Genomic DNA, 11,965 nt, shown 5'->3' on the forward strand with positions numbered 1-11,965 from the left:
ATGGCAGCATTCGTATGGCCGATGCCCCGGCGCGACTGAACTCTAATGGCGTAGCTACTCTGGCGGCGGCGCTGTTTCTTCATGGCGATATCTAGCCCCGACGCCCCCGTGGTGGCCCCCGCCCCTCAAGGCATATGGCAATACCAAGCTGTCGCTGGACCAGATGCACCTGAATGGTCTCCGGGATGCGGGCTCAATCCGTTCGGAGGCCGCGCATTCCAGTCCGAATTCTGACCACGGATCGACAGCTTGCGGCCTGACATCGGTGATCGGGAAGATTTTCCGATCCAGAGACGCTCAAATCTGCGCGACACATCCCATGTTGGAACGCGCGCATTCGAAAGACGCGCAAGATTGGAAAACGGGTCGGGCCCTGTGCTCAAACCTGCAATCGTTCTAGATTGCGACCATACAGATTGGCCGCATGGCAGAGCGGGATCGCCCGCTGCACCCTCAGCCCCAACGCATGCGTGGTCTTCCGGTCAACTCTGAACCAACCTGCGCGCCGGTCAACAGCGCTGCTCTGCGCGTGCAGCCGGTTGCCCGCCCCACGGTTGTCGCACAAGTCTGCGGACCGCAGCCCCTACATCACCGTCAGCCACTCAACCAGTCACTCAACCTATTCCAATGCAATCATACCGGTGAAACCGACCCGCGCCAGCTGGCGCGGGATATCAGTCTTCGACGGTTTGCCCCAGTTCGCACCAACCATCAGATCCCGCGCAGCAAGTTCAGCGCAGAACCAGTCTGGTCAGCCCTCTTTTCCAGCAGGATCAACCTCTTAACTGGGGTGACGTGACCCAGCCTAACCCTACATTTGCCTCCCCGCCATGGGCCAGCAAAACCCCGCGTGCGCGCCATGGACGGCGCCAAGGGCATGACCGGCCATCCGGGACGCCCCAGAACCACGCCTGCCCAGACGCGGGCATCATTTCAGCGTCAGCACAACAAACAGCGTCCCCGCAATCCCTGCAAAGATGGTGAGCCAAATGAGCCCCACCAGCTCGGTCGTGCTTTCCGCTTCAAGCTGGTTGGCCAGCGAGATGATTTCAGCGGTGACATTCCTCTCTTCCCTGCGCAGAAAGTCGATCCATTCCGTCGACGCCGCGACCCAGCGCTCGCTGTTGAGAGCCGCCGGCCCGGAGGCCGCTTTTGCTGACCTGATGGTATCACGCAGGTCGCTTAAGGTGAGATATTGGTCCGTCCTTTGCAGCGATGGCAGCCAGCTTCCACTTCCCTTGACGACCGCTGCTTCGGTCAACAGGATGATCTGCGCGCCGCCGAGGGCGGCAAAATGCTCCCGCAGCGCAGAAGAATTTCCCGTTTCGATGACCGCCGCGCCAGTTGCCCGCTCAAGTCCGGCCTTTTCCTTGGCTTCGCCGATCAGGAAACGCGCCTGTCGCAGCGCTTGGTATTCGGTGGAACTGTCCAGCCCGACGCTTTGTCGAGTAAGAGCCATGATGGTGCTGATGAGTTCCGTGTAGGGCCCAGCGACATCCGAAACCATGACCGGCCTATCAAAGCCGAAGCCATCGACATGCTGGCGCAGTTCCGCCAGCCGTTCCACCCCGTGAACAACGCGATCAAAGGCCAGGCTATGATCGTCGGCCATCAGGGTGATGCGCGAAAGTGCCGAGGCGACCACCGCATCAGTCTGGCCGCGCTGACGTATCAACGCATCTGGAAAAACCCGCCCATCTGAGGAGACATATCCGACGGAATACCCGCGCTCGCGCTGCAGCTCATGGATCATATCGCTGATCGCGCTTTCCTCCTTCGCGGTCTGCGCGGCGTATTCCGCAAGGAGGTGGCGAGCGCGCTGCGCCACAAGCGCGCTCGCAGCGAGATACCCTGCCAGCAGGAAAAGCGGCGCAACAACCAGCAATATGGCAAGCCTGAGCGGCATGATTTCCCCAATCCGATGAGACACCGTTGGAACAATTATAGGGATAATTCGTTTACCATACACTACCAAAACGTGTATCATTTCAGTTTCCTCAGCGCAGGGTCTAGAGCCGCGGCTTCCAGCCCCGCCGGATCGGCTGTCGTTCAGGACCGGCAGCAGCGGCGTGAGAGGCGCAGACAGATCGCGCACAGCGGCACCTGCGCAGGCCCCCTTTCTGGCTTGCCGTGTAAACGCATCCCCTCCTGCTGTGATGTGCTACACTGATGCTTCGGGCAGCGGCATTACGCGCCAATCCGCTGACCGGCGAACGGGCTTGATTTTTGCAACTGTTAGCGATAACGATGCGGCAATTGTCAGGCCACCGGGCGCGCCCGTCGAAGGCTGAACCCCTATCACCATCGGAGTTGCACAGATGACCTTGAAAATTGCGATCAATGGATTTGGACGAATTGGCCGTGGCGTATTGCGCGCCTTGCTGGAGAGCAACGCCGACGATATCTCGGTTGTGGCGATCAACGATCTGTCGCCTGCGGAAACCCTGGCGCATCTGTTGAAATACGACAGTGTCCATGGCCGCCTGCGGAACGAGGTGACCGTCGACGGCGATACGATGACTGTCGGCAATCACAGCATCCGCCTGACGGCGATCCGTAATCCCGAGGATCTGCCCTGGCAGGACGTTGATATCGCCTATGAATGCACCGGCCTGTTCACCAGCCGCGAGACTGCTGCCAAGCATCTGCAAAACGGCTCCAAACGTGTCCTGATCTCCGCCCCCGGCAAGGAGGTCGATCGCACCGTGGTGTTCGGGGTCAATCACAAGGATCTGACCAAGGACGACGTCATTGTCTCCAACGCCTCCTGCACCACCAATTGTCTGGCCCCGGTGGCAAAGGTTCTGGACGATACATTCGGCATTAAGACCGGGTATATGACCACGATCCATGCCTATACCGGTGATCAGCCGACCCATGACACCAGCCACAAGGATCTTTACCGCGCCCGTGCTGCGGCGCTGTCGATGATCCCGACCTCAACAGGCGCAGCCCGCGCGATTTCGGAGGTCCTGCCGCATCTGAAAGGCCGCCTGGAGGGTTCGGCAATCCGCGTGCCGACCCCCAATGTTTCGGTGGTTGATCTCAGCTTCATTCCTGAAAAACCTGCCACTGTTGAGACAATCAACGAGGCGATGAAGGCGGCAGCAGCGGGCGATCTGGCAGGGATCCTGTCCTATGAGACGGACCCGCTGGTCTCCATCGACTTCAACCACGACCCGCATTCCTCCTGTTTTGCGGCACCACAGACAGCGGTTACCGCCGAGGGGCTGGTCCGCGTTGTCAGCTGGTATGACAACGAATGGGGCTTCTCCAACCGGATGGTCGACACCGGCCGCCACATGGGCAAGGTGATGAACGGCTAAGCGCGCGGAAGATGCGCTGACAGAACAGGAAAGGGCTGCCACTGGCAGCCCTTTTTGCGTTGAACTCTCAGGCCTTGCCCACCCCTCGCGGGAAGGCCCTTATGCCGCTAGATGCGGAAAATCGGTTGCAGCAGGCGCGGGACAAAGGACCGGAACCGCAGTGCAGCATCAGTCGCGGCAAGGCAGATGCAGGTCTCACCGTCCTCGGCAATCGGCGTATGTTCCAGGTGATCGTCCGCAACTTCCAGATCCCCGACACCGAAGCGCCCGGTTTCATCGCGAAACGCGCCCTGCAAAACCAGCGTCAGCTCCAGCCCGTTGTGGCCATGGTCGGGAACCGCCTGTCCCGCAGGAATATAGAGCAGCCGCACGCTGCCCTCCTCGTCATGGCTGAGGATTGACTGACGCACCCCCATGCCGAGCGACTTCCACTTTGGCGGCAGCCCACCCAGCGCCTGCATTACCGGCGCCGGAAAGATGCCGGAGCGGTTGAACTTCGGTGCGTCCTCAAAGGGTGAATCCAACTCGGCAAACACGCGCTCCCGCAGATCATCCGAGACATCCCGGGTTCCACAGGTTTCCAGTACCGACCCGCCGACCGCCTGATGCGCATTCAACCGGGCGCGGCAGTCGTCACACATCGACAGATGGGTCGCCACAACCAGAGAGTAGGCATAGGGCAAATTGCCAGAGGCATAGGCCACCAGCAACGGGTCAGGGATATGATGGCGTACGCCGGTCATGATAGTCCTTGTTCCTTCAACTCATGACGCAACCGCTCAAGTCCGAGGCGGATGCGGGATTTGATTGTCCCCAGGGGCAATCCGGTCTGTTCCCGGATGTCCGCATGGGTCAGCTCGCCCAGATAGGCCTTTTCAACCATCTCTCGCTGTGCCGGTTTCAACCGGGCCAGGGCTGCGCGCAGCTTTGTTGTTTCCTGATCCAGCGCCAGAATCTGGGCTGCATCTTCTTGTGTTTCCTCGGGAAGCTTCAGCTCCTCCGGTATTGGCCGCCGTTCCTTGCGGATCACGTCGATCTGCCTGTTGCGGGCGATCTGGTAGATCCACGCCGAGACCTGAGCACGTTCAGGATCGAACATGGCCGCCTTTCGCCATACGGTCAGCATCACCTCCTGAACGACCTCTTCGGCCTGGCTGGGCGGCATGCCGGATCGGCAGATCACCCCCTTCAGACGCGGCGCGAAATAGTCGAACAGACGACCAAACGCCACCTTGCAGCGGTTGTCGCGCACGGCCAGCATCCAGACTGTCTGATCCGACAGGCTTTCCCGTTCCACTTTTTTCCTTTCGCGCATTACACTTGTGTCACGGTCTACCGTAACGGGCGGCGCAGGCGCTGCAAGAGTTGGATGGCTCAGCATGGTCAACATGTACGGATTACGCATCTTTCACGGTGCTGGATCACTCTGAGCGCAATTAATTTCAGTTTTTTCCATTCGTCCGGAGAGGCCCGTCATCTTAATCATCATCTTTTTTGATCCGCCCGGGCGAGCGGCCCGTAACAAGTTGAAATCACAGATGGAGACAGCATGTCCTTCGACGCATTATCATCCGCTCGCCAGCGTATCGCCGTTGTCGGTGGTGGCATCTCCGGGCTTGCCACCGCCTGGCTGCTCGCAAAAAGCCACAACGTCACGCTTTATGAAGCCGCGCCGCGACTGGGTGGGCACGCGCGGACCGTCGTCGCCGGTCGTAATGGCGACCAGCCCGTGGATACCGGCTTCATCGTCTTCAACTATGTGAACTATCCGCATCTGACGTCGATGTTCCGCGATCTGGATGTGCCCGTGGTCAAAAGCGACATGAGTTTCGGTGCCAGCATCGGGGATGGCCGCGTCGAATACGGTCTGCGAGATCTTGGGGCGCTGCTCGGGCAGCGTCGCAACATCGCGCGGCCCGCCTTTTTCCGCATGGTACGCGATATCCTGCGCTTTAACGCCAACGCCGAAGAGGTCGCCAAGAGTGACAGCGTCACCATCGGCGAACTGGTCAATGATCTGAAGCTCGGCGACTGGTTCCAGCGCTATTACCTGATGCCCATCTGTGGCGCGATCTGGTCGACCCCGCCGGATGAAATCCGCGGTTTTCCGGCGCAGTCGCTGGTCCGCTTCTTTCGCAATCACGCATTGCTCAGCGCTTCTGGACAGCATCAATGGTGGACGGTCAAAGGCGGCAGCATCGAATATGTCCGACGTCTGACCGCCCGATTGGACCAGATGGGCTGCCAATTGCGTCCGGGCACCCAGGTGCGCAGCGTCGAACGGACATCCGAGGGGGTACGCATCCACCTCCCCGATGGCACCTCCGAAAACTTTGATCAGGTGGTGATGGCCTGCCATTCCGATGACAGCCTGCGCTTGCTGGCGCAGCCGACAGCGGCAGAGCAGGCAACGCTGGGGGTCATGCGCTATCAGGATAACGAGATGATCCTGCACCGCGACACCGACCAGATGCCGCGCCGCCGTGCCTGCTGGTCGTCCTGGGTCTACAAGGCTGACACCCGCGACAACCGGGCCGCCATCGGCGTCACCTACTGGATGAACCGGCTCCAGAATATCGACGAAAACGATCCTCTGTTCGTTTCGCTGAACCCGGTAAAGGATGTGCGGTCGGATCTGATCTACGATCAAAAAACTTTCCGCCATCCGGTGTTTGACACCGCCGCGCTGCGTGCTCAAAGCCGGATTGCCGATATCCAGGGGCAGAACAACACCTGGTTTGCCGGTGCCTATCTGCGGCATGGGTTTCACGAAGACGGCTTTGCCAGCGCGGTGCGCGTCGCACGTGGCATCAGCGCGCGGGAACGGGTGATCGGATGACCCTGTGGCCCGAGCATATCGCCGGACAGACCACCCATGCCCGCCATGGCGCCATCTCCAACAGCTTTCGCTACGGCGTGGACTATGTGCTGATTGACCCGCGCTCCGAGAGCGGCCCGCTGCTGTTTTCGCGCAATCGCTTCAATCTGGCTGCGGTCCATGATCGCCACCATGGTGGCGCACCAAAACAGGGGATCGGCCTGCCATGGGCGCAGGACGTGTTCGCCCACGCCGGGCTGGATATGGAGGGGATCACCATTCGGCTGCTCACTCAACCGAGCTATCTGGGCCATATTTTCAACCCGGTCAGCTTCTGGCTGGCCTTTCGCGGCAAGGCGCTACATGCGGTCATCGCAGAGGTCAGCAATACCTTTGGCGACCGGCACAGCTATGTCTGTCACAAACCCGGCTTCACCGCGATCGCCCCCTCCGACAAGCTTCAGGCCAAGAAGATCTTTCACGTCTCTCCATTTCAGGACATTGCCGGGGACTACTGGTTCAACTTCGACATCGGCCCCCGGCGGATCGCCATCCGGATCGACCACAAGAACGATGGCGAAGGGGTGGTCGCCACGCTGACCGGCCCACGCCAGCCGCTAAGCAACGCCGCACTCATATGCTCCAGCCTGCGCCGCCCGGCCGGCACGCTGCGCACGGTTGCGCTGATTTACTGGCAGGCGCTGAAATTGAAACTCAAGGGCGCCAGCTATCGCCCCCGCCCTACCCCACCGGAACATGAGGTCAGCTGATGATTTTCCTTACCAAACGCGTAAAACACGACTTTCTCGACAGCTGCGCGCGCATCCGCAAGGGCAGTCTGCGCCTGCTGACCCCAGAGGGCGACACCCATGATTTCGGCACCGGTGAACCACGCGCCGAAATCCAGCTGCGTGACTGGAGCGCCATAACCGCCATGGCCGCCCGCGGCGATATCGGCCTCGGCGAGGCCTATGTCGCCGGACTTTGGGAGACGCCCAGCATCGAAGACGTCATCAAGGTGGCGCTGCTCAACCTCGATCATCTCACCGATTACGCCTACCCGAGTTTCTGGGCCAGTATGAAGTTCCGGGTCGTGGACCGGATGCTGCGCGCCAATTCGATCAAGGGCGCGGCGCGGAACATCAAGGCCCATTACGACGTCGGCAATGAATTCTACCAGCTGTGGCTGGACGAAAGCATGACCTATTCCTCGGCCCTCTTTGCGCCGGGTGACAATGACCTCGCGCGTGCGCAGACCCGCAAATACGACCGGGTGCTGAGCCGCCTCACCGCCGGTGATCGCGTCCTGGAGGTTGGCTGCGGCTGGGGCGGATTTGCCGACCGCGCCGCCGAACAGGGGCGCCATGTTACCGGGCTGACCATCTCCCCCAGTCAGTTTGGTTATGCCGACGCGAGGCTCGATGGGCGCGCAGATATCCGCCTTTGCGATTATCGCAAATCGGAGGGAAAATTCGACAATATCGTTTCCATCGAAATGGTTGAGGCCGTGGGCGAACGCTATTGGCCCAGCTATTTCGCCACGCTGAAAGACCGTCTGGCCGATGACGGCCGCGCCGTGGTGCAGGCGATCACCGTTCAGGACAGCTATTTCGACATCTATCGGCAGTCGTCGGACTATATCCGCCAGTATACTTTTCCGGGCGGCATGTTGCTCTCTGATGCGGTGATCTCACATCAGGCGCGCACCGCAGGTCTGAAGGTTACGGATAATTTCGCCTTTGGCCAGGATTACGCGCGCACCTGCCGGGAATGGGCGGCGCGCCTTGTCGCGATGACCCCCAAAATCCACTCTCTGGGCTATGGCGAGGCCTTCCTGCGCAACTGGCGCTACTATCTGGAAACCTGCGCCGCCTCCTTCGAGGTCGGCCAGACGGACGTGGTTCAGGTGGAGCTGGCCCATGCCTGAGATCCGCCAAAACCACCTGCGCTCCGCCATCACCGCACTTGCCGTCAGTCTCGGAGTGGGTCTCGCCAGCGCTGCAACGGCAAATACCGGCCTCAGCTCCCCGACCAAACTGGGAGAGGTCACCTTCCGCTGGTTTGGCCTGCCGCTCTATGATGCCAGCCTTTACACCGAAGGGCAGACCCGCTTTGACTGGCAGAACCCGATGGCGCTCAAGCTCAGCTATCGGCGCGGTTTCAGCAGATCCCAGCTGATGCAGGCCACGGTCGCGGAACTGCTGCGGCTGGAAGGCAGGCGCGCCGATCACGATCAGCTGGTCGGCAAGCTGGATCGCTGTTTTCGCGATGTGAGACCGGGCGACAGCTTCGTGGCAACAACCCGCGCGCCTGATCAGGTGGCGCTCTATCTGAACGGAAAACAGACCTGCGATCTGCGCCATGCAGACGCCCGCAAGCGGTTTCTGAATATCTGGCTGTCGCCCAACAGCCGCGCTGCGCGTTTGTCCAGCGAGCTGCGGGGCAACTGATGCAAGCCACCCGTATCTCCCTATTTGCGCTGATGCTGGCCGCCGCCGGTCTGCCGCTCTATATCCATCTGCCGCGCTTTGCGACGGCGGAACTGGGACTGAGCCTGGCAACCCTCGCAGCGGTGCTGGCGGCGATACGGGTGCTGGATTTCGTGCAGGACCCCCTGCTGGGCTGGGTCACCGACCGCTGGCCGCAGGAACGCGCGACCTTTGCAGCTCTGGCGGCCTTTGGCATGGCGGTGGGGTTCATCCTGCTCTACACCTACCGCCCGGCAGCGGGGGGCGTGCTGCCATGGTTCGTCATCGCCCTGGTGCTTCTGTTCACAGCCTATAGTCTCGGAAGTGTTTTGTTCTACGGGCAAAGCACCGCGCTTGCAGGCAGCCCGGAGGCGCTGATCCGTCTGGCCGGGTTTCGCGAGGGCGGCACATTGGCCGGTATCATCCTGGCAGCCCTGGCGCCGGGCGCGCTGGTTGCCGTCGGCGCAGGCCACGGCGGCTACCCCGCTTTTGGCTGGATGCTGGCCGCACTCTGCGGTGTGGTCTGGTGGCTGACCCGCGGCCTCTGGACAGCGGCACCGCGCCCCGAACACCCGCTGTCCATTACCGCGCTGCGTGCAGCGGGTGGCCTTCGCCTGCTGGCGCTGGCCCTCGTGAACAGCCTGCCGGTCGCCATGACATCGACACTGTTTCTGTTCTTCGTCGAGGACAAGTTGGCGCTTGCCGATCTGGCCGGCCCCTTTCTGGTCCTGTTCTTTCTCGCAGCGGGACTATCGGTTCCGCTATGGACCCGCGCGGCAGAGCGGTTCGGCGCGCGCGAGGTGTTGTTTCCGGCGATGGCACTGGCGATCCTTGCCTTTATCTCCGCAGCCTTTCTTCCGCCCGGCGCCAGCCTTGGCTTTGCCGCCATCTGCATTGGTTCGGGGGCCGCGCTCGGCGCGGATATGGTGATCCTGCCGGTGCTGTTTTCACGCGCATTGGCGCGCGCCGGGTTGCAGGCGGGGCAGGCCTTCGGGCTGTGGTCCTTTGCTGCCAAACTCGCGCTTGCCGCCGCTGCTGTGCTCCTGCTGCCGCTTCTGCAGATGAGCGGCTTCACCCCCGGTGGCGAAAACAGCGCCGCCGCCCTGCAGACGCTAACATGGGCCTACGCAATCATTCCCTGCTGCATCAAACTTATCGCCATCGCGATGGTGATCCGCCTCCCTGGAAAGGTAACCGCGTCATGAAACTCCTGCTTGTTGCCATCATTCTGTTGCTGCTGCTTGCGCTCCTTCGCCCTGGGCTGGGATTTCGCAGCCAGCACCCCGAACACTATGCCAATACCAGTCCAGCCTTCGACATTCGCACACATCTGAGCGGCGAGATGATCTCCGAAGGTATGATTTACGGCCCGATGGGGCGCGTCTCCTCGCGGTTTGTCGCCACGATGACGGGCGAATGGGAGGGCGACACCGGCACGTTGAGCGAGAATTTCTCCTACGCCAGCGGCGGCACGCAGATGCGGAAATGGTTCCTCACCATGGGCGAAAACGGCAGCTTCACCGCCACCGCAGATGACATCATCGGCACCGGACAGGGTCAGCAGATGGGAGCCGCCGTGCGCCTGACCTATCGCATCCGCCTGCCAGAAAGCGCCGGTGGCCATGTGCTGGATGTCATCGACTGGATGTATCTGATGGAGAACGGCACGATCATGAACCGCTCCGAAATGCGCAAATTCGGCATCAAGGTGGCCGAGCTGATCGCCACCATGCGACCGAAGGGAGAGTGAGATGTTTGCAGGACAGACATGGTGGATCGTCGGCGCGAGCGAGGGGCTGGGGCGTGCGATCGCCGAGAAGCTGGATGCCGCAGGCGCGCGGCTGGTGCTGTCAGCGCGCAGCGAAGAGCGCCTGCAGGAGCTGGCGGGCACGCTGAGCAATGCCACTGCCCTGCCACTGGATGTGACCGATCCCGACGCCATCAGCCGGGCCGTGGAGCAGATCGGCAAGGTGGATGGCCTCCTTTACTGTGCCGGGGCCTATGACCCGATGCCTGCGCAGGACTGGGACGCCGAGAAGGTCGAGCTGATCTGCGACGTGAACTTCATGGGCGCAATTCGTGTGGTTGGCCGCGTCATACCGCAGATGGTCGCTGCCAACGAAGGGCATATCGTGCTGATCGGCTCACTCGCCGGTCACACGGGCCTGCCCGGAGCGACCGGCTATGGCGCGTCGAAATCGGCCGTTATACACATGGCCGAGAACCTCCAGGCCGATCTGATCCAGACCCCCATAAAGGTTCAGGTGATCAATCCGGGTTTCATCAAAACCCGTCTGACCGACAAGAACGATTTCAAGATGCCGATGATCCAGACCCCGGATGAGGCCGCAGATGCCTGCCTGAAAGCGATGCGAAGCGGGCGCTTCAGCACCAGTTTCCCCGCTCCCTTCGCCTGGGTCTTCACCATCGGCAAACATCTTCCCCGCAAACTGTTCCTGCGCCTGATGGGGGCGGGAAAATGAGCCCCCATTCGCCGCGCCACATCGTCATTATCGGTGCCTCCGGTGGCATCGGGTCTGCGCTGGTTGACCATTTTGCGGCGCGAAACCCCGCCAGCCTGACGGCGGTCGCGCGCGGCGTATTGCCACCGAAGGCCGGCGTCGACAGCTACCGCGCCGATATCACGGATGAGGACCAGCTGGCCGGGTTTGCCGATGATCTGCGCCGCAGGGGGATCGCCCCTGATCTGGTCGTCGTTGCAACCGGGGTTCTCTCCGACGAGGCCGGGCTTAAGCCTGAGAAATCCTATCGTCAGCAGGACCCGGTGGCGTTCCGAAAGGTGTTTGAAATAAACACCTTTGCCCCCGCTATCATTGCCAAACATCTGCTGCCGATCATGCCTCGCAAGGGGCGCGCGGTCTTTGCCGCCCTGTCCGCGCGGGTCGGCTCGATCAGCGACAATGGCCTCGGCGGCTGGCACGCCTATCGCGCCTCCAAAGCGGCACTGAACATGCTGATCCGCAACTACGCCATCGAAACCGCGCGCAGCAACGAGGAGATGATCTGTGTCGGCCTGCATCCCGGCACCGTAAAAACACCGCTGTCGGAACCTTTTTCAAAGAACGTCCCCGACGACGCCCTGTTCGAGCCGCATCAGGCCGCGGCCTACCTCGCCCAGGTGATCGACCGGATATCGGCCAAGGACAGCGGGCGGGTGTTCGACTGGGCAGGCAAGGAAATCCCAGCCTGATGATGGGCTGATCGCCACCAGATCGTGGCGACCGTGTCATCAAACACAGCGCCGGACTTGCTCATCCAGCAGGCCCCATGCGACAGTGGGTGAACACCGCACGCAGCCATGCGCTCTGCGGACTCACCCGATGTGCCAGCTG

At 61.5% G+C, this 11,965-nt stretch carries 12 protein-coding genes; 9 read left to right on the plus strand and 3 right to left on the minus strand.

Going from position 1 to position 11,965, the window contains the following annotated elements:
- Positions 1-928: 928 nt before the first annotated feature.
- Positions 929-1,987, minus strand: coding sequence for a nitrate- and nitrite sensing domain-containing protein (locus VWY75_RS08635; protein WP_340547397.1), 1,059 nt, complete (start codon positions 1,985-1,987; stop codon positions 929-931).
- Between the two features lie 331 nt (positions 1,988-2,318).
- Here VWY75_RS08635 and gap point away from each other — a divergent pair, with 331 nt between their 5' ends.
- Positions 2,319-3,326 carry a type I glyceraldehyde-3-phosphate dehydrogenase gene (gene gap, locus VWY75_RS08640; protein ID WP_340547398.1) on the plus strand — a complete coding sequence of 336 codons (1,008 nt, stop codon included), beginning with the start codon at positions 2,319-2,321 and terminating at the stop codon, positions 3,324-3,326.
- A gap of 107 nt (positions 3,327-3,433) precedes the next feature.
- On the opposite strand, the gene VWY75_RS08645 is transcribed toward gap, so the two are convergent.
- Together VWY75_RS08645 and VWY75_RS08650 are read right to left on the minus strand one after the other, a co-directional pair.
- On the minus strand, positions 3,434-4,069 hold the full coding sequence (locus VWY75_RS08645; protein WP_340547399.1) for a ChrR family anti-sigma-E factor: 636 nt from the start codon (positions 4,067-4,069) through the stop codon (positions 3,434-3,436).
- On the minus strand, positions 4,066-4,716 hold the full coding sequence (locus VWY75_RS08650) for a sigma-70 family RNA polymerase sigma factor (protein WP_340547532.1): 651 nt from the start codon (positions 4,714-4,716) through the stop codon (positions 4,066-4,068). The genes VWY75_RS08645 and VWY75_RS08650 overlap by 4 nt, the downstream gene beginning before the upstream one ends.
- A 159-nt stretch (positions 4,717-4,875) precedes the next feature.
- Between VWY75_RS08650 and VWY75_RS08655 the strand changes: the two genes are divergently transcribed.
- The 8 genes from VWY75_RS08655 to VWY75_RS08690 are packed head-to-tail and all read left to right on the plus strand — an operon-like array spanning position 4,876 to position 11,823.
- Positions 4,876-6,165 (plus strand): NAD(P)/FAD-dependent oxidoreductase, encoded by a 1,290-nt coding sequence (locus tag VWY75_RS08655; RefSeq protein ID WP_416537501.1) that lies wholly within the window; start codon positions 4,876-4,878, stop codon positions 6,163-6,165.
- Positions 6,162-6,914: a DUF1365 domain-containing protein gene (locus tag VWY75_RS08660; protein WP_416537502.1), complete on the plus strand. Its 753-nt coding sequence runs from the start codon at positions 6,162-6,164 to the stop codon at positions 6,912-6,914. The genes VWY75_RS08655 and VWY75_RS08660 overlap by 4 nt, the downstream gene beginning before the upstream one ends.
- Entirely contained in the window at positions 6,914-8,071 is a 1,158-nt protein-coding gene (locus VWY75_RS08665) for a class I SAM-dependent methyltransferase (protein ID WP_416537503.1), read from the plus strand. The genes VWY75_RS08660 and VWY75_RS08665 overlap by 1 nt, the downstream gene beginning before the upstream one ends.
- Positions 8,064-8,594 carry a chalcone isomerase family protein gene (locus VWY75_RS08670; protein WP_416537504.1) on the plus strand — a complete coding sequence of 177 codons (531 nt, stop codon included), beginning with the start codon at positions 8,064-8,066 and terminating at the stop codon, positions 8,592-8,594. Before VWY75_RS08665 ends, VWY75_RS08670 begins: the two co-directional genes overlap by 8 nt.
- Entirely contained in the window at positions 8,594-9,817 is a 1,224-nt protein-coding gene (locus tag VWY75_RS08675; RefSeq protein ID WP_416537505.1) for an MFS transporter, read from the plus strand. The genes VWY75_RS08670 and VWY75_RS08675 overlap by 1 nt, the downstream gene beginning before the upstream one ends.
- Positions 9,814-10,362 (plus strand): DUF3833 domain-containing protein, encoded by a 549-nt coding sequence (locus tag VWY75_RS08680; protein ID WP_416537506.1) that lies wholly within the window; start codon positions 9,814-9,816, stop codon positions 10,360-10,362. The genes VWY75_RS08675 and VWY75_RS08680 overlap by 4 nt, the downstream gene beginning before the upstream one ends.
- 1 nt (position 10,363) lies before the next feature.
- The gene (locus tag VWY75_RS08685; protein WP_416536622.1) at positions 10,364-11,095 is read left to right on the plus strand and encodes an SDR family NAD(P)-dependent oxidoreductase; all 732 of its coding nucleotides are present in this window, start codon (positions 10,364-10,366) and stop codon (positions 11,093-11,095) included.
- Positions 11,092-11,823 carry an SDR family NAD(P)-dependent oxidoreductase gene (locus tag VWY75_RS08690; RefSeq protein WP_416537507.1) on the plus strand — a complete coding sequence of 244 codons (732 nt, stop codon included), beginning with the start codon at positions 11,092-11,094 and terminating at the stop codon, positions 11,821-11,823. The genes VWY75_RS08685 and VWY75_RS08690 overlap by 4 nt, the downstream gene beginning before the upstream one ends.
- Positions 11,824-11,965 lie beyond the last annotated feature (142 nt).

The organism is Phaeobacter sp. JH20_08 (assembly GCF_048056635.1).
Lineage (GTDB): Bacteria > Pseudomonadota > Alphaproteobacteria > Rhodobacterales > Rhodobacteraceae > Phaeobacter > Phaeobacter bryozoorum.